General features: G+C 59.6%; 22 protein-coding genes. 10 read left to right on the forward strand and 12 right to left on the reverse strand.

The features are described 5' to 3' along the window. The first annotated feature begins 170 nt into the window (after window positions 1-170). On the forward strand, window positions 171-1,199 hold the full coding sequence (locus FEE99_RS17775; protein WP_041480964.1) for an Ldh family oxidoreductase: 1,029 nt from the start codon (window positions 171-173) through the stop codon (window positions 1,197-1,199). Window positions 1,200-1,301: 102 nt separating this feature from the next. Here FEE99_RS17775 and FEE99_RS17780 read toward each other — a convergent pair whose 3' ends face one another. Continuing rightward, window positions 1,302-2,447: an IS481 family transposase gene (locus tag FEE99_RS17780; protein WP_041479768.1), complete on the reverse strand. Its 1,146-nt coding sequence runs from the start codon at window positions 2,445-2,447 to the stop codon at window positions 1,302-1,304. Between the two features lie 237 nt (window positions 2,448-2,684). Further along, window positions 2,685-3,002 (reverse strand): DUF883 family protein, encoded by a 318-nt coding sequence (locus FEE99_RS17785; RefSeq protein ID WP_016774661.1) that lies wholly within the window; start codon window positions 3,000-3,002, stop codon window positions 2,685-2,687. A 154-nt stretch (window positions 3,003-3,156) separates the two neighbouring features. On the opposite strand from FEE99_RS17785, the gene FEE99_RS17790 reads away from it, so the two are divergent. Next, on the forward strand, window positions 3,157-3,411 hold the full coding sequence (locus FEE99_RS17790; protein WP_003224595.1) for a hypothetical protein: 255 nt from the start codon (window positions 3,157-3,159) through the stop codon (window positions 3,409-3,411). Between the two features lie 6 nt (window positions 3,412-3,417). On the opposite strand, the gene FEE99_RS17795 is transcribed toward FEE99_RS17790, so the two are convergent. Next, window positions 3,418-4,332 carry a LysR family transcriptional regulator gene (locus FEE99_RS17795; protein WP_041479709.1) on the reverse strand — a complete coding sequence of 305 codons (915 nt, stop codon included), beginning with the start codon at window positions 4,330-4,332 and terminating at the stop codon, window positions 3,418-3,420. An 84-nt stretch (window positions 4,333-4,416) separates the two neighbouring features. On the opposite strand from FEE99_RS17795, the gene FEE99_RS17800 reads away from it, so the two are divergent. After that, the gene (locus tag FEE99_RS17800) at window positions 4,417-5,340 is read left to right on the forward strand and encodes a carbon-nitrogen hydrolase family protein (protein ID WP_041479708.1); all 924 of its coding nucleotides are present in this window, start codon (window positions 4,417-4,419) and stop codon (window positions 5,338-5,340) included. Between the two features lie 136 nt (window positions 5,341-5,476). Here the strand turns inward: FEE99_RS17800 and FEE99_RS17805 are convergent, their stop codons facing one another. Further along, the gene (locus FEE99_RS17805) at window positions 5,477-5,950 is read right to left on the reverse strand and encodes an LEA type 2 family protein (RefSeq protein WP_041479707.1); all 474 of its coding nucleotides are present in this window, start codon (window positions 5,948-5,950) and stop codon (window positions 5,477-5,479) included. 65 nt (window positions 5,951-6,015) lie between these two features. Continuing rightward, on the reverse strand, window positions 6,016-7,482 hold the full coding sequence (locus tag FEE99_RS17810) for a nucleobase:cation symporter-2 family protein (protein WP_016774665.1): 1,467 nt from the start codon (window positions 7,480-7,482) through the stop codon (window positions 6,016-6,018). Between the two features lie 263 nt (window positions 7,483-7,745). Here FEE99_RS17810 and zapE point away from each other — a divergent pair, with 263 nt between their 5' ends. From zapE to FEE99_RS17825, 3 genes are all read left to right on the forward strand, one after another. Then, on the forward strand, window positions 7,746-8,864 hold the full coding sequence (zapE, locus tag FEE99_RS17815) for a cell division protein ZapE (protein ID WP_041479706.1): 1,119 nt from the start codon (window positions 7,746-7,748) through the stop codon (window positions 8,862-8,864). 17 nt (window positions 8,865-8,881) lie between these two features. Beyond that, window positions 8,882-9,463, forward strand: a complete 582-nt coding sequence (locus FEE99_RS17820; protein WP_041479705.1) for a DinB family protein — start codon at window positions 8,882-8,884, stop codon at window positions 9,461-9,463. Window positions 9,464-9,662: 199 nt separating this feature from the next. Then, a complete protein-coding gene (locus FEE99_RS17825) occupies window positions 9,663-10,160 on the forward strand; it encodes a GNAT family N-acetyltransferase (protein ID WP_041479704.1) in 498 nt (165 codons plus the stop codon). Window positions 10,161-10,275: 115 nt separating this feature from the next. On the opposite strand, the gene FEE99_RS17830 is transcribed toward FEE99_RS17825, so the two are convergent. The 3 genes from FEE99_RS17830 to FEE99_RS17840 all read right to left on the reverse strand — a co-directional run bounded on the left by FEE99_RS17830 (window position 10,276) and on the right by FEE99_RS17840 (window position 12,799). Beyond that, on the reverse strand, window positions 10,276-10,485 hold the full coding sequence (locus tag FEE99_RS17830; protein WP_041479703.1) for a hypothetical protein: 210 nt from the start codon (window positions 10,483-10,485) through the stop codon (window positions 10,276-10,278). Window positions 10,486-10,662: 177 nt separating this feature from the next. Beyond that, a complete protein-coding gene (locus tag FEE99_RS17835) occupies window positions 10,663-12,405 on the reverse strand; it encodes a phosphoethanolamine transferase CptA (protein WP_041479702.1) in 1,743 nt (580 codons plus the stop codon). A gap of 211 nt (window positions 12,406-12,616) precedes the next feature. Further along, entirely contained in the window at window positions 12,617-12,799 is a 183-nt protein-coding gene (locus FEE99_RS17840) for a DUF6026 family protein (protein WP_041479701.1), read from the reverse strand. A gap of 275 nt (window positions 12,800-13,074) precedes the next feature. On the opposite strand from FEE99_RS17840, the gene gnd reads away from it, so the two are divergent. The 3 genes from gnd to FEE99_RS17855 are packed head-to-tail and all read left to right on the forward strand — an operon-like array spanning window position 13,075 to window position 16,393. Next, the gene (gene gnd / locus FEE99_RS17845) at window positions 13,075-14,055 is read left to right on the forward strand and encodes a phosphogluconate dehydrogenase (NAD(+)-dependent, decarboxylating) (RefSeq protein WP_041479700.1); all 981 of its coding nucleotides are present in this window, start codon (window positions 13,075-13,077) and stop codon (window positions 14,053-14,055) included. Continuing rightward, a complete protein-coding gene (gene zwf, locus FEE99_RS17850) occupies window positions 14,052-15,575 on the forward strand; it encodes a glucose-6-phosphate dehydrogenase (protein WP_041479699.1) in 1,524 nt (507 codons plus the stop codon). Before gnd ends, zwf begins: the two co-directional genes overlap by 4 nt. After that, window positions 15,572-16,393: a Cof-type HAD-IIB family hydrolase gene (locus FEE99_RS17855; protein ID WP_041479698.1), complete on the forward strand. Its 822-nt coding sequence runs from the start codon at window positions 15,572-15,574 to the stop codon at window positions 16,391-16,393. The genes zwf and FEE99_RS17855 overlap by 4 nt, the downstream gene beginning before the upstream one ends. 160 nt (window positions 16,394-16,553) lie before the next feature. Here FEE99_RS17855 and nhaB read toward each other — a convergent pair whose 3' ends face one another. The 3 genes from nhaB to FEE99_RS17870 all read right to left on the reverse strand — a co-directional run bounded on the left by nhaB (window position 16,554) and on the right by FEE99_RS17870 (window position 19,964). Further along, the gene (gene nhaB / locus FEE99_RS17860; RefSeq protein WP_041479697.1) at window positions 16,554-18,056 is read right to left on the reverse strand and encodes a sodium/proton antiporter NhaB; all 1,503 of its coding nucleotides are present in this window, start codon (window positions 18,054-18,056) and stop codon (window positions 16,554-16,556) included. Between the two features lie 87 nt (window positions 18,057-18,143). After that, window positions 18,144-19,433: a hypothetical protein gene (locus tag FEE99_RS17865; protein WP_041479696.1), complete on the reverse strand. Its 1,290-nt coding sequence runs from the start codon at window positions 19,431-19,433 to the stop codon at window positions 18,144-18,146. A 264-nt stretch (window positions 19,434-19,697) separates the two neighbouring features. Further along, the gene (locus FEE99_RS17870) at window positions 19,698-19,964 is read right to left on the reverse strand and encodes a hypothetical protein (RefSeq protein WP_016774677.1); all 267 of its coding nucleotides are present in this window, start codon (window positions 19,962-19,964) and stop codon (window positions 19,698-19,700) included. Window positions 19,965-20,284: 320 nt separating this feature from the next. Between FEE99_RS17870 and FEE99_RS17875 the strand changes: the two genes are divergently transcribed. After that, entirely contained in the window at window positions 20,285-21,610 is a 1,326-nt protein-coding gene (locus FEE99_RS17875; RefSeq protein ID WP_041479695.1) for a sigma-54 dependent transcriptional regulator, read from the forward strand. A gap of 85 nt (window positions 21,611-21,695) precedes the next feature. Here the strand turns inward: FEE99_RS17875 and FEE99_RS17880 are convergent, their stop codons facing one another. Then, window positions 21,696-23,012: a hypothetical protein gene (locus tag FEE99_RS17880; RefSeq protein WP_041479694.1), complete on the reverse strand. Its 1,317-nt coding sequence runs from the start codon at window positions 23,010-23,012 to the stop codon at window positions 21,696-21,698. Window positions 23,013-23,055: the final 43 nt, after the last annotated feature.

A 23,055-nucleotide genomic window follows, 5' to 3' on the forward strand; every position in this document is an offset into this window, starting at 1 on the left:
ACTTGCGGTAGACAGTTACCGCACGTGCCGAGATCAAAATGTGCATCAGGGCGCGCCAACCGATGGCAATGAATCGAAGGGTTGACAGCTGGCAGCTCGGACAGGGTTAATCGGTGGGCAAAATCGACCGTACGCTGTTGTTCCCTCCAATAATCATTCTGGAGCTTCAGATGTCTGCGCCACACGATCATGGCTCGTCCACAGTGTCCCTCGAAGCACTGACGCAATTGCTTGAAACGATTTTTCTGCGCCACGGCACCTCCAGCGAAGTCGCACGGGTACTCGCCGTCAACTGCGCCAACGCCGAACGCGACGGCGCTCATAGTCATGGCGTGTTTCGCATCCCCGGTTATGTCTCGACGCTGAAAAGCGGCTGGGTCAATGGCCATGCCGTGCCACAGGTTGAAGATGTCGCGCCGGGGTTTGTCCGGGTTGACGCTGGCAACGGTTTTGCCCAGCCAGCGTTGGCAGCGGCCCGACCACTGCTGATCGAGAAGGCGCGTCATGCCGGGATCGCGGTGCTGGCGATTCGCAACTCGCACCATTTCGCCGCTTTGTGGCCGGATGTCGAGCCCTTCGCCGACGAAGGTCTGGTGGCGCTGAGCGTGGTCAACAGCATGACCTGCGTGGTGCCCCATGGCGCTGATCGGCCATTGTTCGGTACCAATCCGATTGCCTTCGCCGCGCCAAGGGCCAACGCCGCGCCGATTGTGTTCGATCTCGCCACCAGCGCCATTGCTCATGGCGATGTGCAAATCGCAGCGCGCAAGGGTGAAAAACTCCCGGCCGGCATGGGTGTCGACAGCCTCGGCCAGCCGACCCAGGACCCCAAAGCTATTCTCGAAGGCGGCGCCTTGTTGCCGTTTGGCGGCCATAAAGGCTCGGCGCTGTCGATGATGGTCGAGTTGCTGGCGGCGGCATTGACCGGCGGCAATTTCTCATTCGAGTTTGACTGGTCCAACCATCCCGGCGCGAAAACGCCGTGGACCGGCCAGCTGTTGATCGTCATCGACCCGAGCAAAGCGGCGGGGCAGAGCTTTGCCCAACGCAGCGAGGAACTGGTGCGGCAGATGCACGGGGTCGGGCTCAAGCGTTTGCCGGGGGATCGGCGGCATTTGCAGCGCAGTCGGTCGATGGTGCAAGGGATCGTACTGGATGAGCAGACGCTGGGGCAGTTGCGGGAGTTGGCGGGGGAGTGAGTCTTTTGTTGTTCTGACGATTGCAGTGACAAGGTCAAAAGCCCCTCACTGTAGAGACCGGTACATCCTTTACAAATTAGACCGGGGACATCGTTTACACCTTTACAGGCTTGCTACGCGTTTAGCACCGCGTTCAAGCCTGCCTAAACAGTGGCTGCAAAGGTACAGCTCCCAAGCGTCGTCAGCCACTTCCTTCAGCGCGATGTCCTCTCCAATCAAAGCCTCTCCAAGAAAAATCAGCTGTCCTTTCCATTTGATTTCGCCATTTGACCGAACCTTGCGTACTTCAACATCAGAGCCGTATTCAAGCGCAGGCAAGTAACCGGGATATGCACGTACCGATGGGCTATAGACAGAAGCCGGCGGTTTCATGCCCAGCGCGGTGTGCGGTCGGTGGTGGTTGAAGTCCTGGACAAAATCCTGAAAAGCCAGCTGTTGGCGCACCAGGTTTTCTGCCGGTGGCACTGCTGCCTTTAGCGTTCGATGCATCCGTTCATGTCGACCATTTTGGTCGGGACGGCCAGGCGTAATCGTTTCGACATGGATTCCAAGCCTGATGAACCAAACCGATAACTTCGAAAGTCGCGCCAGACCTGTCGACGCGAAAGGAGCGCCATTGTCAGTGCGGATCACATCCGGCAGCCCATATTCTCGAAAAGCCCACTCAAAGCCTTCCCGCGTCGGCGCCCCGTGCGTACTGGGCAAAGCGCGACAGACGAATAAAAAGCGGCTCATCTGATCGGTAATGGTCAGCGGATAGCACCAATTACCGTCCTGCATTTTGAACTGCCCTTTGTAATCAGCACACCAAGTCTGGTTGGGCGCGTCGACCGGACGCAAATGCGTCGGAGCACGGGGACGTGGGGGATAAGGTCGTCGCGCCATGACCAAACCAGCTTTCTTCAACCATTCTCCGGCAGTACTCGCCGCCGGCCACTGGATATGCGGATCAGAAACGCGCAGGCGATCAATGATCTGCTTGGGCCCCCGATCGGGATGTTCATTTTTCTTGGCCAGCAACTTGGCGATGATTTCATCGGAAGTTTGATGAGGGCAGTTCAGCGGCTTGCGCGACTGCTCTTTCAAGCCATCAACGCCCAACGCTGCGTATCGTTCCAACCACTTGTCGATGGTGGGACGGCTGACGTCATACCGCCGGCTTAGCTGGCTTTTGGTGTAGCTGCCGCCGAGCCAATCGCTGATTAACTTCACTCGTTGATCCATTGGGGACTCTTGTTTCCAGGGCATGGTCAGCACCTCCTGACCATCATTGATACCTGTAAACCATGTCCCCGGTCTCAAACGTAAAGGATGTATCCGGTCTTTACCCACCCTAGCCCTCTCCCGGGGGGAGAGGGGACTGACCGCGTGGTTTGGGCGAGGTACGCCGACTTGGGATACCGAGGTGAATTCAGTAATGGAAAAGCGAAGCGGTGGGCATAAAAAAAGCGAACCCTGAGGTTCGCCTTTTTCTGTGCGCCTGACTCAGCGACGGCCGAGCAGCAGGCCCACCACCAGGCCGAAACCGGCGGAGATCGCCACGGTTTGCCAAGGGTGACCACCGATGTAGTTCTCGGTGGCTTCAACAGCGGGTTTGGTGCGGTCGCGCACGCTGGACACCGAATCCAGTGCCAGCTGCAGCTTCTGGGCGATTTGTGCGCGCAGGGTTTCTGCTTCTTCGCCTACCAGTGAAGCGCTGCTCTTGAGCAGTTTGTCCGATTCTTCGATCAGAGCCTGAAGCTCGCTGAAAGCTTGATCCTTGATTTGCTCTTCGGCAGCTTGCGAGGCGGTTTTACGGGCCATTGGGTGACTCCTTGCAGGTGAATGGACAGTGACCAATGGAGTGTAGCGGCAGGCGAAAAGTTGCATGTCATTCGCGGACAAGGGAAAAACCTGCACCGGAGATTTCCATCGAGCGTGTAAGATGTCGCCATTTTACGCAGCAGGATAAATCCCCATGAGTTTCAATCTGGCCGACAAATCCCTCGCAGAGCGCGCAGCGCTGGAAGATGAGAAATCCCGTCTGTTCGAACTCTGGCAGAACAATCTGGGCAAAGCCAAAGGCGAAGCCGCGCGCTTGTTTGGGGAGCGCTCCAAGCGCAAGGGCAAATGGGCCGAGTGGGTCCGCGCCGAACTGGACGGCATGTCGCCGCCGGAGTTCGCCAACATGGTGCGCAGTGAAGTCAATCGCCTGATGGCGGCGAACAAATAATCCGCTTCACGCCTGGCTGAACGTGGCGGCAATCGCCTCGCGAACCTTGACCAGCACCGGATCGATCTGCGTGCTGGTGCGCCAGCCCAGTTCCACCGGATAGCGCGGTAAAGCCAGAGGGCAGGGCAGCAACGCCAGCCCGCTCAGCGTCGCGATGCTTGCGGCGGCATGGGCCGGGATGGTCGCCACCGCCTGACTGCCCTTGAGCAGAAAGGGCAGCGCGGCAAAATGCGTGGTCGACGCGCAGACTCGCCGGTTCAAGCCCACTGCCGCCAATCCCTCATCGGTGATACCGATAAAGCCGCCCGACGACACCAGAATGTGCTCGCGTTCAACGAACTCCTGCAACGCGATCTGCTGTTGGCCTGGCGCGAGACTGGCCGGGTCGACCAGACACGCATAGCCGCCTTCCCCCAACACCTGACGACTGAGCAGGCGCTCGGAAAAGCCGCCGGCAGTGATCGCCAGGTCGATGCTGCGTTCCATCAGTGCGCGGGCAACGATCTGGCTGTGGGTCTGGCGAAATATCAACCGCAGCTTTGGCGCACGGCGGGCGATTTCCTCGATCAAGTGGCGCCCGTAGGCAATTTCAAAATCATCTGACAGACCGATCGCCACCGAACGTCCTTCGTATTGATTGGCCGCTGGATCAAGCATGGCCAGACTTTGCCGGCATTTGTTGAGCGCATCGCTGATCACCGGTTTCAGCTGATTGGCTTGCAGGGTCGGCGCCAGTCCGCGCCCGGTGCGCACGAACAACTGATCGCCATACACCTCACGCAAGCGGCGCAATGCCGCGCTGACTGCCGATTGCGTTACGCCCAGGCGCAGGGCGGCGCGACTGGCACTGGATTCATCGTGCAGTGCTTCGAAGACTTTCAGCAGGTTGAGGTCAATGTCGGCGATATTCATTTGGCTCATATCATTCAGCAGTCGGCAGGGCTTTATTCATGATCGCGTGACGCTGGAGAATCGGCAACACCTGAACCTGATGGAGTAAATACGATGGCCAAATCCATAGTGGCGGCGTTGCAGATCGGCGCATTGCCCGGCGGCAAAGGCGAAACCCTTGAACAGATCCTTGCTTGGGAAGACGCAATCCGCGAATCCGGCGCCGCGTTGGTGGTGATGCCGGAAGCCTTGCTCGGTGGTTACCCGAAAGGCGAGGGCTTCGGCACCCAATTAGGCTACCGACTGCCCGAGGGGCGTGAGGCGTTCGCGCGATATTTTGCCAACGCCATCGATGTGCCCGGCGCCGAAACCGACGCGCTGGCCGGATTGTCAGCGCGCACCGGGGCCAATCTGGTGATCGGCGTGATCGAGCGCGCTGGCAGCACGTTGTATTGCACGGTGCTGTATTTCGATCCGCAGGCCGGGCTGCTCGGCAAACACCGCAAGCTCATGCCCACCGGCACCGAGCGACTGATCTGGGGCAAGGGTGATGGCTCGACGCTGCCGGTGTTCGACACCCAGGTCGGCAAGCTTGGCGCCGTGGTCTGCTGGGAAAACATGATGCCGCTGCTGCGCACGGCGATGTATGCCAAGGGCGTTGAGGTCTGGTGCGCGCCGACCGTGGACGAGCGCGAGATGTGGCAGGTCAGCATGCGCCACATCGCCCACGAAGGCCGCTCTTTCGTGGTCAGCGCCTGTCAGGTGCAGGCCTCGCCGGATGATTTGGGGGTGGAGATTGCCAATTGGCCGGGTGATCGACCGTTGATTGCCGGTGGCAGCGTGATCGTCGGTCCGATGGGCGATGTGCTGGCGGGGCCGTTGCGCGGGGAAGCGGGCTTGCTCACGGCGGAAATCGACACTGATGAACTGATCCGCGCGCGGTATGACTACGATGTGGTCGGCCACTACGCGCGGCCGGATGTCTTCGAGTTGACCGTTGATGAGCGTGCGAAGCCGGGGGTGCGGTTCAACTCCTGACCTTGATACTTGTTTTGAACCTGTGGGAGCTGGCTTGCCAGCGATGGGGCCATGTCAGTCGACATCTTTTTGGCAGATGCACCGCTATCGCTGGCACGCCAGCTCCCACAGGGATCGGTGCGCGATCAGAAAACTTTTACCAGGTCGCCGCACTCGCCTTGGGCAGGCTCAACTTGCCGCTGTCGGTAAAGCGCATCGTGCCAAACAACCCGCCCGCCAGTTTGCCGCGCAGCACGTAGGGCAGATTATCGAGGTTTTGCGTCTGGCTCAGGCCCAACGTCTGGCGCAGCACCGAGAACGCCGAGACGCTGACCGGCACCGTGACAATGGCTTCAGAGAAACGCGGGATCGAGCCGCTCTGATCGCTCACACCGGACGCCAGCGAATGACCATTGACCTCCAGATCCAGCGCGATGCCGTTGTAATCGATCGCCGTTTCATTGGGGTTCTGTACGCGCAGCTTGATCGCGAAGCGTACTTCCAGTTCCTGACTCGGCAACGGTTCGAGGCCGACCACGTTGATGTTCACCGGATCGCGGTTGGGAAACAGTGCGCAGGCGCTGAGCGACAACAGCACAAGCGACAGGATGACGGCGTGGACGCGGCGCATAAAAATCTCTCGACAAAAAAAGGGCTGAACCGTCGCCGGTGCAGCCCTTTTTTCGAGGCGTGACGTCAGCGGTTCAACTGTGCGACAGCCGCCGCTTGGCCGGGTTCACCTTTGGCGGCGACGTCGGGGTTTTCCATGACCTGCAGAATCGACGCTTCCGGGTCGAAATCATCTTCTTCCAGCTCGATGAATTCTTCCGGCAGGAAGATGTTCAGCACGATAGCGCACAACGCACCGACAGTGATTGGCGATTCGAAGATGTTGCGCAGCGCTTGCGGCAGTTCGCGCAGGACTTCCGGCACCGCCGCGATGCCCAGGCCCATGCCCAGCGAGATCGCCACGATCAGCATGTTGCGTCGATGCAGGCCGGCTTCGGCGAGGATCTTGATCCCGGCCACGGCGACGGTGCCGAACATCACCAGCTCGGCGCCGCCCAGCACCGGTTTCGGCATTAGTTGCAGCACCGCGCCAATCATCGGGAACAAACCGAGCAACACCAGCAGCCCGGCGATGAAAAACGCCACGTAGCGGCTGGCCACGCCGGTCAACTGGATCACGCCGTTGTTTTGCGCAAACGTCACCATCGGCATGCTGTTGAACACTGCCGCCATGGCCGAGTTGAGACCATCGGCGAGCAGGCCGGATTTGATCCGGCGGATGTACAGCGGGCCTTTCACCGGTTGCCGCGAGATCATCGAGTTGGCGGTCAGGTCACCAGCCGCTTCCAGCGGCGACACGAGGAAAATCACCGCCACCGGCACGAACGCCACCCAATCGAAGTTGAAACCGTACTTGAACGGCACCGGCACGCTGACCAGCGGCACTTCGGGCATCGAAGCGAAATCCACCGTGCCCATCAGCCATGCCACCACGTAGCCGAGCGTCAGGCCGATGACGATCGCGCCCAGGCGCAGAAACGGCACGTCGACACGGTTCAACACAACGATGGTGCCGATCACCAGCGCCGCCAGAAACACATGGCTGGCCGCGCCGAGATCAGGCGCACCGAAGCCGCCGGCGATGTCGGTCATCGCCACTTTGATCAGCGACAGGCCCATCAGCGTGATGATCGTGCCGGTCACCACCGGCGTGATCAGCATGCGCAGTTTGCCGATGAACTGGCTGAGCACCACTTCAATGAACGCAGCGAAGAAGCACACGCCGAAGATCGTCGAGAGGATTTCGTCAGTGCCACCGCCACGCGCCTTGACCATGAAACCGGCGCTGAGAATCACACTGATAAAGGAAAAACTGGTGCCTTGCAGACACAGCAGACCGGAACCCACCGGGCCGAAGCGCTTGGCCTGGACAAAGGTGCCAAGGCCGGAGACGAACAGCGCCATGCTGATCAGGTAGGGGATTTCACTGTGCAGACCGAGGGCGCCACCCATGATCAGGGTCGGGGTGATGATGCCGACGAAACTGGCCAGCACGTGTTGCAGCGCGGCGAACACCGTGGCGGTCAGGTGCGGACGGTCGTTGAGGCCGTAGATCAGGTCGTTGTTGCGCGGGGTTTTGTCAGAGGCGGTCATGGTGATGTGCGCGCCGCAAGGCGGGGCCGGGTCAGAAAATGGGTGCGCAGAATGCCGGAAGAGGGCGGCGAGGGCAACGAGCAATAACTGCCTGAAAGGTCAGGTTTTACTGCCTATGTGGGAGCGAGCCTGCTCGCGAAAGCGGTGGCTCAGTCTGCATCTCGGTGACTGACGAGCCGCCTTCGCGAGCAGGCTCGCTCCCACAATGATCGTCCACGCCCGTTAATCAGCAATGGCCAATCGCCCGTGGCATACTCCCGCGCATGACTTTCGACTCCCCCCTCAGTGCCTGGCAATACGCGGTCGACCACAAGGGTTTCATCCAGGATGAAGCCCAGGAACACGCAGTCTGGGCCTTGCAGAAATGCCATGAAGGCTTGCACGCCGGTGCACGTTCGGTCAGCGGCGTGTACCTGTGGGGGCCGGTCGGGCGCGGCAAGACCTGGTTGATGGATCAGTTCTATCAGAGCCTGCGGGTGCCGGCGCGGCGTCAGCACTTTCATCACTTCATGGGCTGGGTACATCAGCGTTCGTTTCAACTCAGTGGCATCGCCGATCCGTTGCGCGCTTTGGCCAAAGAGCTGGCCGCCGAAGTGCGCGTGCTGTGCTTCGATGAACTGTTCGTCAATGACATCGGCGACGCCATCATTCTCGGCCGGCTGTTTCAAGTGATGTTCGACGAAGGCGTGGTAGTGGTCTGCACGTCCAACCTGCCGCCTGATGACCTGTACGCGGACGGCTTCAATCGCGACCGTTTCACGCCGGCGATTGCGGCGATCAAGGCACATATGACAGTGGTGGCGGTGAATGGCGCCGAGGATCATCGCTTGCACCCGGGGGCGATCGAGCAGCGCTATTTTGTCAATGAAGCCGATTCACCGAGCGCACTGGGTGCCGTGTTCAAGTCGCTGGCTGCAGATGAGACTGTCAGTGATGAGCCAGTCGCCGTGGGCCACCGCACACTCAACGTCGTGCAAGCCAGCGAATCGGTGCTGTGGTGCCGCTACAGCGATCTGTGCGAACAACCTTTCGCCGCCATGGACTTCATTGCCCTGTGTGATCGCTACCGGGCTATTCTGTTGAGCGAAGTGCCGAATCTCAGCGCACAAAAACGCGAAGGGCGCATTGCGCGGGGCACCGAAGACGGCGCTGAGCGCGTGGTCGCCGGTGACCGGGAATTGCCGCAGTTATCGGTGCACGACGACGGCGTTCGTCGCTTTATCGCGCTGGTCGACGAATGCTACGACCGCAAGGTGCCGCTGTACGTCGAGGCAAGCGTTCCGATGGACGCGCTATACACCGAGGGCTATCTGGAATTCCCGTTCCGCCGCACCCTCAGCCGTTTGCGGGAGATGCAACTGCAGCGTTTCGCCGAAGCTTGAAAGAAGAGGGCGCCGACATGAGTCAACCGCTGTCCCATCATTTGCTGACCATGGCCTATCAGAATGCCTGGGCCAATCACCGCCTGGCAAAGGCCTGGAGCCAGCTCGACACCACTGAACTGGCGGCGCCACGGGTGAGCTTCTTCCCCAGCATCCGCCTCACGCTCAATCACATCCTCACCTGCGACTGGTTCTACGTCGACGCGCTGGAGCGGGAATTGCGCGGGGACGAGCCACACCCTGATTGCTACGTGTTTTTCAATGCAGACGAGCCGTTTACCGAGGCTGCGGCGCTGCGTGCAGAGCAGGCCCGCGTTGATCGCCGGCTGATCGCCTATTGCGAGCAACTGCGCGATGCCGATCTGCTGAGAATCGTCACTATCGCTCGCGACGAACCGCAACATGACAGCCGCCTGTGCATGCTCTCGCACCTGTTCGAACACCAGATCCATCATCGTGGCCAGGTGCACGCCATGCTCAGCGGCACGGCGGTCAAGCCACCGCAACTGGATGAATTTTTCTGTGTCGGCGAAAGCGCATTGCGTGCCGAAGATTTCGCCGAACTGGGCTGGACCGAAGAGCTGATCTGGGGCCACTGACCACGAAAGATCGCAGCCTCGTTGCACTCGTCAACTCCTACACATATCGGACCGTAGGAGCTGACGAGTGCAACGAGGCTGCGATCTTTTGATCTTCAGCTTTTCAAGTTGCCCTCTCCGGCGCACCCAAGCTAAGGTCCCCCCAGGCCTTTCAGCTAGCACCTTGCGCGCCGGGGCTTTTTGCTTATCGGGGATGGAAATGGATTCCGCAGAAATACTCGTACTTCAGGCCAGCTACAGCAACCCGGTGCACGCTGAAGCCATCGGCATCGTGCTCAACCACTACGCCGAAGATCCCATGGGCGGCGGTCATCCGATCGCGCCCGAACTGCTGCAACGCCTGCCCGAAGAGCTCGCCCGCCGCCCGCATGCCTTCAGCGTGCTGGCCTTCGTCGGCGGTGAACCGGCCGGGCTGGTCAACTGTTTTGAAGGCTTCTCCACTTTCGCCTGCAAACCGCTGGTCAACGTTCACGACGTCGCCGTGGTCGGCAAATTTCGTGGCCTTGGGATCAGTCAGAAAATGCTGCAGAAAGTTGAAGAAATCGCTCGTCAGCGTGGCTGCTGCAAGATCACCCTGGAAGTGTTGGAAGGCAATGCGGTGGCGCAGGGTTCATATCGCAAATTCGGCTTTGCACCGGGGATGTTCAATCCAGATCACGGGCGGATGCTGTTCTGGATAAAGGATTTACAGGCCTGAAGGCTCCTCACCGCCAATCAGCAACATAAAAAAAGGCGCCCCAATGAGGGCGCCTAACTGTCATCTCCCGGGCCAGAGCGGAGCCACGGAAGGTTCATCGGTTGCTCGGTAGAACTCAGTCGCGATAAGACTCGGTCACCTGCGCCGTCTGGTCAGCAGGGACGCGAATTTCTTTCGCACTGGCGTCGGCCTTCTGCTCGCTTTGCGCGTGCTGGACCGGGAAATTGTCGTAGTAATAACGCATGCGTTCGGCACCGCCTTCAGCGAAGGCGCTGGTGGAGCCGAGGGCGAGCAGGGTGGTGAGAATGAAGGTAGTGGTTTTCATGGTGCCTCCTACTGAACAAGTGGGAGTCGGTTCGTCCGTGAAGCAGACCGCGAAAGAGAGTCTGCGTCGCGGCCATTAACAATCGGTTAACGCTGGGTCAGGGCAAATATTGCGGCGTATTACAGAAACACCGCGGCCGATAGGCACAAAAAAGGGCCTTCTCGGCCCTTTGTCGTTTTACTTCTGCGCGACTTCCGCCGGAGCGGGGTGTTTGGGCTTCATCAAACTGAAGTCAATCAACGCGCGCCTCGGCGCCTGGTACGGGTCGCCAATCAACAGCTTGCGCGGTACAAAGCTGTCGCTGACCAGGCTTTTGCTGCGATCCAGTTCATCGGAACTCAACCCGGCCAGATCCGCCCAGGTGTGAATGAGTTGCGAGCTGCTGTACGGGCGGCTGAGGTCGCCGGCGAAGTTCCAGTCGTGGTTTTCCTTCCACTTCGGCGAGGCCCAGGCCATGAACGGGATGGTGTACATCGGCGCGGTCGGTTTGTTTTCGTTGCGCCCCAGCGTGCCGTGACCGGCGGAGTCGAAGACATCTTCACCGTGGTCGGAGAGGTACAGCAGGAAGCCATTCGGGTCGGTCTTGGCGTAGTCCTTGATCAGGCTCGAGACCACGAAGTCGTTGTACAGCACGGCATTGTCATAGCTGTTGTAGGTCGGTACCTGATCGTCACGCACGCCAGCCGGAACGCCCTGGCGATCCTTGAACTTGTCGAACGTCGGCGGATATCGGTACTGGTAGCTCATGTGCGTGCCGAGCAGGTGCACGACGATCAGCTTGCGCGGCGCCGCATCGGCCAGCGCCTTGTTGAACGGCTCGATGACGTCGCCATCGTACTGCGCCGAGTTCTGGTTGCGGTTGTTGTTCAGGTACACCTGCTCGTCGGCCTGTTCGGAGAAGGTCGTGAGCATGGTGTTGCGCTTGGTCATGGTCTGCTGGTTGGTGATCCAGAACGTCTTGTAACCGGCCTGTTTCATCACGCTGACCAGCGATGGCGTCGACAGGTACAGGTCGGGGTTCTGCTCGTCAGCGAAGGTCAACACTTGCTGCAGCGCTTCGATGGTGTACGGGCGCGGAGTGATGACGTTGTCGAAGATCGCCAGTTGATCCTTGAGTTTGTCCAGTTCCGGCGTGGTGTTGCGCGGATAACCGTAGAGGCTCATGCGCTGGCGGTTGGTCGATTCACCGATGACCAGCACCAGCGTCGCCGGTTGCCCGGCCGAGGCGTCCTTGAGGTTTTTCAGCGGCGGGATCTTGCTGGCACTGTCGAGCATGCCTTGCATGTCCCCCAGCGTTTCCAGATAGCGGTGATAGGCCACGGCCATCTGCCACGGCACGGCGGGCTCGATGCGGGTTTCGAATTTCTCGAAGCCTTCGGCGAAATTGCCCATGCGCATGGTTTGTTTGATCAGCGGGTAGCCGGCCACGGCGATCACGATTGCGGTGGCTGCAACCAGTGCGCGACCACGGGGCATGTACACCGGGCGCAGGCGCGTCCACAGAAAGTAGGCGAACGCGGTATGGGCGAGGAACGCCGGGATCATCCACCAGGCGAAATACTGCGTCATGTACTCGCCGGCTTCCGACACGTTCGACTCGAACATGATGAAGATGACGCTCTGCGAGAATTCCTGCTGATAAATGAAGAAGTAACCCAGGCTGGCCATCGAGCAAGCCCACAGCACCACGCCGATGATCGCCGCAAGCACGCGGGTCTGTTTAGGAAACAGCAACATCGGCGCCAGCCACAGTGCACTCATCACGAACGCCTGACGGAATCCCGTGAAACCAGACGTGCCGGTCAGCTGGATCAGCAGTTGAGTGATGCCCGAGAAGTACCAGAAGAAGACGAACAACCAGATGAATCCGGCCCAGTCGAAACCGGTCGCAGTCGTTTTGCTGCGTTTGAACAATGCCATTCAGCGCTCCAGCTCAATCATCAGACCCACGCCGGAAACGCTTCCATGACACCGACGAACAGAGGCCGTACACGCAGGCACGGCCAGAATGGGGCGAAGTATCCCCAAGGGCTTGTGAAAGATTTGTTAAGCGCCGCTGTTGGTGTGTATCAAGCGGTCAGAGGTGCAACGTATCGGGAACGACGAGGGCCGTTCCCGAAGCAGGCGGGGATCAGGCTTGGGGTGCGCGCTGCACAACCGGACGCGGTTGCGGCTGCGAGCCCTGGGTCAGTGCGCGCAATTGCGCCAATTCGTGCTTCAACTGGTCGCGCTCGTCTTTCAACTGGCGCAATTCATCGCGACGGATCGTAACGTAGAGGGTTTGTGGCGGCATTGCTGTATGTACTGTGCCCATTGCTCACCTCGCAAATGGCGTGCATCAACTGTAAGTCACTCCTCGTTTTGAGGCGCTTGACTTACTATCGGCGCCAATTTTGATTTCTTTTGCCCTGGAAGGGAACTTTTTTATTTTTCATGGTCGGTGTGTCTTCGGCAGGATTCGGGGCGTTATCACTCTGGATCGGGCACAATGCCCGGAAACTTCATCGCAACGCTCTGGACTAACCTCCATCAGTCGCGTTGGGCTATAACCAATGACACACATTTATTTGTAGTAAGGAGCATCAGCACATGCAACTCGGGATTATTGGACTGGGCCGCATGGGCGGCAATATTGCGCGACGTCTGATGCTCAACGGGCACACCACCGTTGTTTACGACCGCAATACCGCTTTCATCGATAACCTGGTCGCCGAGGGCTCCACCGGCGTCGCCGATTTGCCAGCGCTGGTTGCCGGCCTCGACAAGCCGCGTGCTGTCTGGGTCATGCTGCCGGCGGGCGCACCGACCGAAGACACCATCAACACCCTGAGCGAACTGCTCGAACCCGGCGATACCATCATCGACGGCGGCAACACCAACTATAAGGACGACATTCGCCGGGCCAAAACGCTGAACGACAAGGGCCTGCACTACATCGACGTCGGCACCTCCGGCGGCGTCTGGGGCCTGGAACGCGGTTATTGCATGATGATCGGTGGCGATGCCGAAACCGTGCAGCGTCTCGATCCGCTGTTCGCCGCACTGGCGCCGGGCATGGGCGACATTCCGCGCACCAAGGACCGCAAGTCCGATGACCACCGCGCCGAGCATGGCTACATCCACGCCGGTCCCGCCGGCGCCGGGCACTTCGTGAAGATGATTCACAACGGCATCGAGTACGGCATGATGGCCGCGTTCGCCGAGGGCTTCGATATTCTCAAGACCAAATCCAGCGAACGCTTGCCGGAAGATCAGCGTTTTGATCTGAACGTGGCCGATATCGCTGAAGTCTGGCGTCGTGGCAGCGTGGTGTCGTCGTGGTTGCTTGACCTGACTGCCGACGCACTGGCCAGTGATCCGAAGCTCGACGGTTTCTCCGGTTCCGTGGCTGACAGCGGCGAAGGCCAGTGGACCATCGAAGCGGCCATGGAGCAAGCGGTGCCGGTACCGGTGCTGTCCAACTCGCTGTTCTCCCGTTACCGCTCGCGCGGGCAGGGCACCTTCGGTGACAAGATCCTGTCGGCACAACGCTTCGGCTTCGGCGGCCACGTGGAGACACCGAAGAAATGACCCATACGATCCGCAGAAAATCCAAGGCAGAACCCGCACCACCGACCACGCTGTTCCTGTTCGGTGCCCACGGCGACCTGGTCAAGCGCCTGCTCATGCCGGCGCTGTACAACCTCAGTCGGGACGGCCTGCTCGACGACAATCTGCGGATCGTCGGCGTTGATCACAACGCCATTACCGATGAAGCCTTTGCGCAGAAGCTCGAAGACTTCATCCGTACTGAAGTGGCGGCGAAGGTCGGCAAGGGCGATCAGATGCTTGATCCGGTCTTGTGGGCCAAGCTCGCCAAAGGCATCAGCTACGTCCAGGGCGATTTCCTCGACGACAGCACTTATTCAGCCCTGGCGGCGAAAATCGCCGACAGCGGCACCGGCAATGCGGTGTTCTACCTGGCCACCGCGCCACGTTTTTTCAGTGAAGTGGTGCGCCGCCTCGGCAGCGCCGGTTTGCTGGAAGAAACCCCCGAAGCGTTCAGAAGAGTGGTGATCGAGAAGCCGTTCGGCTCCGACCTGCAGACCGCCGAAGCCTTGAACGCGTGCCTGCTCAAGGTCATGAGCGAGAAGCAGATCTACCGGATCGACCATTACCTGGGCAAGGAAACCGTACAGAACATTCTGGTCAGCCGGTTCTCCAACAGCCTGTTCGAAGCGTTCTGGAACAATCATTACATCGACCACGTGCAGATCACCGCGGCGGAAACCGTCGGTGTGGAAACCCGTGGCAGCTTTTACGAGCACACCGGCGCACTGCGCGACATGGTGCCCAATCACCTGTTCCAGTTGCTGGCCATGGTCGCCATGGAACCGCCGGCTGCTTTCGGCGCTGACGCGGTGCGCGGCGAGAAAGCCAAAGTGGTCGGGGCGATTCGTCCCTGGTCGACGGAAGAAGCCCGGGCCAACTCGGTGCGCGGCCAGTACCGCGCCGGCGAGCGCGATGGCCAGCCATTGAAGGGTTATCGCGAAGAAGCCAACGTGTCGCCCGACAGCACCACCGAAACCTACGTGGCGCTCAAGGTGATGATCGACAACTGGCGCTGGGTCGGCGTGCCGTTCTATCTGCGCACCGGCAAGCGCATGAGCGTGCGCGACACAGAGATCGTCATCTGCTTCAAACCGGCGCCGTACGCACAGTTCCGCGACACCGAAGTCGACGAGTTGCAACCGACTTACCTGCGCATCCAGATCCAGCCAAACGAAGGCATGTGGTTCGACTTGCTGGCCAAGCGGCCGGGGCCGGCGCTGAACATGGCCAATATCGAGCTGGGTTTTGCGTATAAGGATTTCTTCGAGATGCAGCCTTCCACCGGCTACGAAACCTTGATCTACGACTGCCTGACCGGCGACCAGACGCTGTTCCAGCGTGCCGACAACATCGAGAACGGTTGGCGAGCCGTGCAGCCTTTCCTTGATGCCTGGCAGCAGGACGCGAGCGTCGAGACCTACGCGGCCGGCGAAGATGGCCCGCAAGCAGCCGAAGATCTCCTGACTCGCGATGGTCGCGTCTGGCACGGCCTGGGATGAGTGATTTGCCGAAACAACCCATACGTTTTCTGCTCAGCGACATGGACGGCACGCTGTTGCTGCCGGATCACACGCTGAACCAACGCACCATCGAAGCCGTGCGCTCGCTGCGCGAGGCCGGCGTGCTGTTCAGCCTCGCCAGCGGCCGCCCGCCGAAAGCCATGTTGCAGCAGATCGAGGCGCTAGGCGTTGATCTGCCGACAGCGGCGTTCAATGGCGGCACCATCGTCAAAGCGGACGGCACTTTGTTGGCCGCGCATTATTTGCCGGCAACCACCGCGCTGATTGCGCTGGCGCAGTTTGCCGATCAACCGGAGGTGGAAATCTGGGTGTTCAGCGGCGGCGACTGGCTGCTCAAGGACCCGCACGGGCCGATGGTGCCGCGTGAACAGAGCGGCCTCGGCTATCCGCCGGTGGTGGTCGAGAGTTTCGAGCCGTATCTGGAGCGCATCGACAAGATCGTCGCTACCAGCAGCAACACTGAGTTGCTGATTGAGCTGGAGGCGCAGCTCCTGCCCAAGGTCAACGGTATGGCGCAAGTGTCGCGCTCGCAGCCGGTGTATCTCGACGTTACGGCGCTTGAGGCCAACAAAGGCACGGCATTGACGACCATCGCCGAATACCTCGGCGTGCCGCTGGAGCAAACCGCTGTCATCGGCGACGGCGGCAACGACCCGGCGATGTTCAAATGCGCTGGCTTTTCGATTGCCATGGGCCAGGCGGAAGAGGCGGTGAAGCACCAGGCTGATGTCGTTACAGCGCCAAACACTGAAGACGGCGTGGTCCTGGCGATCGAGAAATACATCCTCACGCACTGACCCAACACCAAAACCAATGTGGGAGCGAGCCTGCTCGCGAAGGCGGTGTGTCATTCAACAGATTCGTTGCCTGACACGACCTCTTCGCGAGCAGGCTCGCTCCCACAGGTTTTCGCGGCGCGTGCAAACCCCGGTAACCCACAGGTTTATTCAGTGTTGCTTAGAGCCAATAGCTCACCGCATACCAGCCCAGCAGTCCCATCACCACGGTATACGGCACCGCCATCCACACCATGCGCCCGTACGACAACCGCACCAGCGGTGCAATCGCCGAGGTCAGCAGGAACAGAAACGCTGCCTGACCATTCGGTGTCGCCACACTCGGCAGGTTGGTGCCGGTGTTGATCGCAATCGCCAGCGTTTCGAAGTGCTCGCGAGTCATGTGTCCGGCAAGAAAAGCCTGTTTCACTTCGGTGATGTAAATGGTCGCAACGAATACGTTGTCGCTGATCGCCGAGAGCAAGCCGTTGGCGATGAACAACATGCCCGGCTGTTGATCCATTGGCAGCGCCAAGACCCACTCGATCAGCGGGACGAACAGATGCTGATCGTGAATAATTGCCACCACGGCAAAAAACACCACCAGCAGCGCGGTAAACGGCATGGCGTCCTTGAACGCGCTGCCCAGGCGATGCTCGTCGGTGATCCCGGTAAACGCGGTGATCAATACGATCACCATCAATCCGATCAGGCCGACTTCAGCCAGGTGAAACGCCAGGCAACCAATCAGGATCAGCGCCGCCGCCCCTTGCACCAGCAGCGCCGCCGTCTGACGAGGCGTGCGTTTGGCGTTGTCCTCGGCAGCGTAGTTCGCCAGCACGGCGCGGACGTTGTCCGGCAGCAGCGTGCCGTATCCGAACCAGCGCAGCTTCTCCAGCAGCACGCAAGTAACCAGACCCGCCGCCAGTACCGGCAGCGACACCGGGGCAACCTTCTGGAAGAACTCGCCGAAATGCCAGCCCATTTCATGGCCGATCAACAGGTTCTGTGGCTCACCCACCAACGTGCAAACCCCGCCGAGTGCTGTGCCCACCGCGCCATGCATCAACAGGCTGCGCAGGAATGCGCGGAATTGATTCAAGTCGTCATGGTGTCGCGACGGTAAATGCTGATCGTCAGCGAATTCGCTGTCCTTGCGTGGATCATTGCCCGACGCGACGCGGTGATACACCGAGTAGAAGCCGACAGCCGCACTGATGATCACCGCCGTCACGGTCAACGCATCAAGAAATGCCGAAAGAAATGCCGACAAGAAGCAGAACATCAGCGCCAGAATCGCTTTCGAGCGCACGCCCAACAGCAGGCGCGAGAAGAGAAACAGCAGCAGATCTTTCATGAAGTAGATGCCAGCGACCATGAACATCAGCAGCAGGATCACCGGAAAGTTGTGCAGCAACTCATCGTAAAGCGCTTGCGGCGTGGTCATCTTCAACAGCAACGCTTCAATCAACAGCAGGCCGCCAGGCATCAACGGATAACACTTGAGGGCCATGGCCAGGGTGAAGATGAATTCGATCACCAGCAACCAGCCTGCGGCGACCGGGCCAATGGTGAACAGCACCACGGCGTTGAGAATGAGAAAACCGACGATGGTCGCCTTGTACCAGCGTGGCGATTGCCCGAGGAAGTTGTGCGCGAACGCCTGGGCGATTGAACCGGACATCGGCTGCTCCTTTTATTTAGAAGCGCGAAAGTTGCCGGATGTTTCAGGGAAGATCAAGTCGCCGATACCTCGATCCTGTTGAATGCTCTATGGATTCAGATAACGCGCAACCATTGCCCGGTAGTTGCCATCCAGCGAATAGCCACCTACCACAATCGCCCCGTCAGTATGTACGGTCAGTGAATTGGCGGTATCGAGGCTTCGCCCCAGTCGCGTGCGCAACCAGCCATGGCCCTCACCGAACGCTGGATCAAGGCTGCCATCGAGTTGATAGCGCGCCACCATGAAGTCAGCTTCGACTCCGCCGATGGTCGCGCCCACGGCGACGATGCGGCCGTCGCTCATCAACCGGGCGGCGTTCCATTGGCATCCGCTGGGGCCGATGTCCAACACCTGTGGCTGGCCATGATGACAGTGCAGGTCCGGTCGACCGTTGGCGTGCAGGACAAACGTCAAACAGCGGATCGGATCGCGGCTGCTGCCGAAGCAATAAAGCCTGTCGTCGGACTCAATGATCTGGCTGACCTGAGCGCTATTGCCGTGGGCCTTGAAGGCCATGAAGCCATCGACGGCGAAGCGCTCGTCCAGGCTGCCATCGGGCCGATACACCGCCAGCAGGCCTTGCTGAGGAAAGTCGATGGAACCTGCGACGACGATGCGCCCATCCTCCTTCAACAACAGCGTGCTCAGCCAGGTATTGAGCAGCAGGTGGCGGACCACTACAAATCCGCGTCCGTTGAATGATTCGTCGAGAAATCCATCGGGTTGCAGGCGAATCAGCAACCCGGCGTGGTCGGCAAGGCTGAAATGATGGTTGGCGATCAGCAGAATTCGGCCGTCTTCCTGCACCACAAAGTCACAGGCTTCGACGCCCGGCACGCCCGGCGGCAACCAGTTGTCGCGGGTGCCCATGGACAGCTCGCCGGGCAGTCGCACCACCTGGAAACCGTCATCGCCGAAGAATCGGTCTGGCTGGCCGTTGGCATCGAACAGGGCGAGGGCGGGCAGGGTGCGTTGGGTGTCTTCATAATGCAGGCCGGCCAGCAGAATCTTGCCGTCGGCTAACACCTGAACCTTGCCGGCCTTGGCTTCGAAACCCTCGACGAAACTGCCGATCACGCTGCCCTGAAAGCCGAACGACAAATCCGCCGAACCATCGGCCAGCAGCCGCGCCAGGCCAAAACGACTCCCCTTGGATGTACCGACCTTGGCGGCCACCAGAATCCGGCCCTGTGCATCAAGCTCGACATGTTGGGTCTGGCTGGACAAACTGCCGGCAAAGTACACCTGCGCAACACCGCCAATGGCGAATGTCGGGTCGAGCGAACCGGGGGCGGTCCATGCAGTAGGCAGCGCGTAAGGGCTCAGGGTGGACATGCACGCGTCTCCTTGTGCCTGAGCCGATACCCAGTGGTTGGGAGGCTGACTGCACGAGCGAAACATTCAATCCCTGAACCGCGAGAAGTACAACTGGGGGAACTAACAGAAGGACGGTCGCACTGTGCCAGAACAGTGTCTTGTTGAACCACTCGCAAGCGAGCCAAGTACTTTCGATGAAACGGCATTGCAACTACGTTGATTGTTCGACTACGCATACAACTAGGGCGGATGACTTTAACGTCATCCGCCCTAGTTCGGTTATCAGTGTGGCATCGACCAGGATTGCAACTTGTGGCCGTCTTCGCTCAGCTCGGCGCGGGCCTGCTGCAGCAGTTGTTCGAGTTGCGCCGGGTCAGAGTAGGCGCTGCTCGGGATCTGTTTGCGACCGATGTGGGAGTTGGTGCGGTCGACGACGGTCAGGCTCAGTTCGCCATTGCCGTCTTGTGGCGCCCAGGCCACGCATTGAAAAGGCTTGAACGCGTGGTTGGCAATCAAAAGAGCTTCGTTGATACGCAGCGGGGCAGTCATGGGGTCTTCTCTCTATTGGCGCCCAATCAAATGATGTGCCGTCGGTTGGGCTTACCGTGCGGCGGGTTACTTGTACTGATGCACGCAACCGGGGGGCGGGTCACACGTGAAACAAAGAAATTTTCGAATCAGGCGCCGCTATTCAGAACAAATCAAATAGTCGATAGCTAACTAACAACTGACATTCTTATAACTCTTTTAATACCCGCCCTATAAGCAATCGGTACAAGCCCCCGTCAAAATCTTGCTAGTGTTACAACCGGGTCTGCCAAATGACTGTTTTTACGATCATTTATCAAATTTGGCGCCAAGGAACAGTCATGAGCGAAGCGCCTGCATCGAGACGTTTACTGGTGGTCGATCCCTGCGACGACTGTTATCGCCTGTTGCCCGGATTGCGCGCCGTAGGCTGGGATGTCGACAGTTGTAATCTGGAAAACGCCGCATCCCGGGCCTGCGATGTCGGCCTGCTGCGTTTGCAGCCCTACCACCTGGAACGACCCGAAGCCGTCAAAGAGCTGATCAGCCGCAGCGGCACCGAATGGATCGCTGTGCTCAATCAGGAAGTCCTGCGCTTGCAGAACGTTGGCGATTTCGTTTGTGAATGGTTCTTCGATTTCCACACCTTGCCCTTCGACGTTTCCCGAGTACAGGTCACCCTCGGTCGCGCCTTCGGCATGGCACGCCTGCGCGGGCAGGGTACGATTCATGTCGATCAGCCGGAGCACGAACTGCTCGGCGACAGCAAGCCGATCCGCGAACTGCGCAAACTGCTGAGCAAACTGGCCCCGACCGAATCGCCCGTGCTGATTCGCGGCGAAAGCGGCACCGGCAAGGAACTCGTCGCGCGCACCCTGCACCGCCAATCCCAGCGCCACAACAAACCGTTCGTAGCGATCAACTGCGGGGCGATCCCAGAGCATTTGATTCAGTCCGAATTGTTTGGCCACGAAAAAGGCGCGTTCACCGGCGCACACCAGCGCAAGGTCGGACGCATCGAAGCGGCCAATGGCGGCACGTTGTTCCTCGACGAAATCGGCGACCTGCCGCTGGAATTGCAGGCCAACCTCCTGCGCTTTCTGCAGGAAAAGCATATTGAACGGGTAGGGGGCAGTCAGCCGATACCGGTGGATGTGCGCGTGTTGGCCGCAACCCACGTTGACCTGGAAGCAGCAATCGAGAAGAAGCGCTTTCGTGAAGACCTTTATTACCGGCTGAACGTCCTCCAAGTGGTCACAGCGCCGTTGCGTGAACGTCATGGCGATCTGTCGATGCTGGCCAACCATTTTTCGCACTTCTACAGCCACGAAACCGGGCGCCGACCAAGAAGCTTCAGCGAAGACGCGCTGATTGCCATGGGCAAGCACGACTGGCCGGGCAATGTGCGCGAGCTGGCTAACCGGGTCAGGCGTGGGTTGGTGTTGGCCGAGGGCCGCCAGATCGAGGCGCGGGATTTAGGGTTGATCAGCCAGCATTCCATCGCCACGCCGATGGGCACGCTGGAAGACTACAAGACCCGGGCGGAACGGCAGGCGTTGTGTGATGTGTTGAACCGGCACAGTGATAATTTGAGTGTGGCCGCGAAAGTTTTAGGGGTTTCGCGGCCTACGTTTTATCGGTTGTTGCATAAGCATCAGATTCGTTAATCAGCTGAAGATCAAAGGATCGCAACCTTCGGCAGCGCCTACACGGAACAATGTAGGAGCTGCCGAAGGCTGCGATCTTTTGCTTTTAGAAGTAATACGGGAATTTCAGGCTGAACGAAAAGTCCGGCGCATCATCGGTCATACCGATCGACAAGTTCGGCACGATCGTCAGGTTGTCGGTGGCCGCAATGGTCATGCCGACGTTGAAGTAACCGGCGTTGGCATCACTGGACACTACCGATTCCCAATCGCCGCCGTCCTGTTTCAGCTTGCTCTTGCGTTGCACCAGGTCGGAGACCGAGAACGACATACTCATCTTCTCGTTGAGCGCGAAGGCGATACCGGCGCCGATCTGGAAGCTGTCGCCAATCTTAACCTTGCCCGGGTTTTTCTGATTGACCGTAGAGCTGATGTCGTCGAACGACTCCTCGAGGTTGTGGGTGTAGGAAAGGCTGCCGAACAGCACCGCCGGGTCAAACGTCTTGACCAGCGAGATACCCGGCGTGATCGACCAGACGCCGTTGCCGGTGGGCAGGGTGTCGGGGACGAACAGGTTGGAGTTGGCGTCGGTCTGGCGCAGTTTGATGCCGAACGGGTCTTTGCCGGTCGGCGCCTTGACGCGCAAGGTGACGACGGCGTCCGGGGTGTTGACCGATTCGTCGAGGAACTTGTAGGCGATACCGAAGTTGACGTCGCCAATGGTTGGATCCTTGGTGACGGTTTCTTCTGTTGTTACGCCAGCCGCGCCCTCGTTGCCGCCTCCGGATTGATACGTCGACTCGCGATAGATCACCGGCACGTTCAGGTCGAACTGCCAGCGGTTATCGAAGTTGTAGCGGCCGGTGAGGTCCAGGGTCCAGGTGTCGGCCTTGATCCGGTCGAGGTTGATGTTGCCCAGGAAGATCGAATCCAGCGCAAGGAACCCGTTCAGGATCAACTGACGGGTGTCGTAGCGTGAATAGGTCAGGCCGGTTTCCACGCTGAACTTGCCGCCGCCAAAGAAACCACTGGCTTCGTCATACAGGTTGGAAACGCTCTGCGCCGGTTGTGAATCATCGGCCAGCGATTGGCCATAGGAAGCGCCACTGCCCCCGGCGGCGCCTCCCGATGCAGCGGCCGCACCGGTGCCTGTGGCGGCTCCGGCGGCGACGCGATTGCCTTTCATGTCGGACGGCGATTTCGCCAGCCGTTTTGGCGGTGGGGCCGCGGGTGTTTCTTCTACCTGGCGGACCCGTTGTTCAAGTACCGCCAGCGCTTGTTGTTGTTGTTCGTATCGTTGTCTCAGTTCCAGAAGTTCCCGTTTCAGGGCTTCTACATCGGCGTCGGGTGCTGCTTGCAGCATTGCCGCCGGGAGAAGGGTACTCAAACACACTGCGGCACGCAGTGATACTGATCGATACATGAATAAGCCGTCCCTTTAAGCCCAATGATCGAGACTCAGCGTA

Origin of the sequence: Pseudomonas sp. ef1 (assembly GCF_007293365.2) — a bacterium.
GTDB classification, from domain to species: domain Bacteria; phylum Pseudomonadota; class Gammaproteobacteria; order Pseudomonadales; family Pseudomonadaceae; genus Aquipseudomonas; species Aquipseudomonas siliginis.

Excerpts from the sequence above, each read along its gene's own strand:
- FEE99_RS17775 (WP_041480964.1), top strand. The coding sequence starts at position 171 with ATGTCTGCGCCACACGATCATGGCTCGTCCACAGTGTCCCTCGAAGCA.
- FEE99_RS17780 (WP_041479768.1), bottom strand. The coding sequence starts at position 2,447 with ATGCCCTGGAAACAAGAGTCCCCAATGGATCAACGAGTGAAGTTAATC.
- FEE99_RS17785 (WP_016774661.1), bottom strand. The coding sequence starts at position 3,002 with ATGGCCCGTAAAACCGCCTCGCAAGCTGCCGAAGAGCAAATCAAGGAT.
- FEE99_RS17790 (WP_003224595.1), top strand. The coding sequence starts at position 3,157 with ATGAGTTTCAATCTGGCCGACAAATCCCTCGCAGAGCGCGCAGCGCTG.
- FEE99_RS17795 (WP_041479709.1), bottom strand. The coding sequence starts at position 4,332 with ATGAGCCAAATGAATATCGCCGACATTGACCTCAACCTGCTGAAAGTC.
- FEE99_RS17800 (WP_041479708.1), top strand. The coding sequence starts at position 4,417 with ATGGCCAAATCCATAGTGGCGGCGTTGCAGATCGGCGCATTGCCCGGC.
- FEE99_RS17805 (WP_041479707.1), bottom strand. The coding sequence starts at position 5,950 with ATGCGCCGCGTCCACGCCGTCATCCTGTCGCTTGTGCTGTTGTCGCTC.
- FEE99_RS17810 (WP_016774665.1), bottom strand. The coding sequence starts at position 7,482 with ATGACCGCCTCTGACAAAACCCCGCGCAACAACGACCTGATCTACGGC.
- zapE (WP_041479706.1), top strand. The coding sequence starts at position 7,746 with ATGACTTTCGACTCCCCCCTCAGTGCCTGGCAATACGCGGTCGACCAC.
- FEE99_RS17820 (WP_041479705.1), top strand. The coding sequence starts at position 8,882 with ATGAGTCAACCGCTGTCCCATCATTTGCTGACCATGGCCTATCAGAAT.
- FEE99_RS17825 (WP_041479704.1), top strand. The coding sequence starts at position 9,663 with ATGGATTCCGCAGAAATACTCGTACTTCAGGCCAGCTACAGCAACCCG.
- FEE99_RS17830 (WP_041479703.1), bottom strand. The coding sequence starts at position 10,485 with ATGAAAACCACTACCTTCATTCTCACCACCCTGCTCGCCCTCGGCTCC.
- FEE99_RS17835 (WP_041479702.1), bottom strand. The coding sequence starts at position 12,405 with ATGGCATTGTTCAAACGCAGCAAAACGACTGCGACCGGTTTCGACTGG.
- FEE99_RS17840 (WP_041479701.1), bottom strand. The coding sequence starts at position 12,799 with ATGGGCACAGTACATACAGCAATGCCGCCACAAACCCTCTACGTTACG.
- gnd (WP_041479700.1), top strand. The coding sequence starts at position 13,075 with ATGCAACTCGGGATTATTGGACTGGGCCGCATGGGCGGCAATATTGCG.
- zwf (WP_041479699.1), top strand. The coding sequence starts at position 14,052 with ATGACCCATACGATCCGCAGAAAATCCAAGGCAGAACCCGCACCACCG.
- FEE99_RS17855 (WP_041479698.1), top strand. The coding sequence starts at position 15,572 with ATGAGTGATTTGCCGAAACAACCCATACGTTTTCTGCTCAGCGACATG.
- nhaB (WP_041479697.1), bottom strand. The coding sequence starts at position 18,056 with ATGTCCGGTTCAATCGCCCAGGCGTTCGCGCACAACTTCCTCGGGCAA.
- FEE99_RS17865 (WP_041479696.1), bottom strand. The coding sequence starts at position 19,433 with ATGTCCACCCTGAGCCCTTACGCGCTGCCTACTGCATGGACCGCCCCC.
- FEE99_RS17870 (WP_016774677.1), bottom strand. The coding sequence starts at position 19,964 with ATGACTGCCCCGCTGCGTATCAACGAAGCTCTTTTGATTGCCAACCAC.
- FEE99_RS17875 (WP_041479695.1), top strand. The coding sequence starts at position 20,285 with ATGAGCGAAGCGCCTGCATCGAGACGTTTACTGGTGGTCGATCCCTGC.
- FEE99_RS17880 (WP_041479694.1), bottom strand. The coding sequence starts at position 23,012 with ATGTATCGATCAGTATCACTGCGTGCCGCAGTGTGTTTGAGTACCCTT.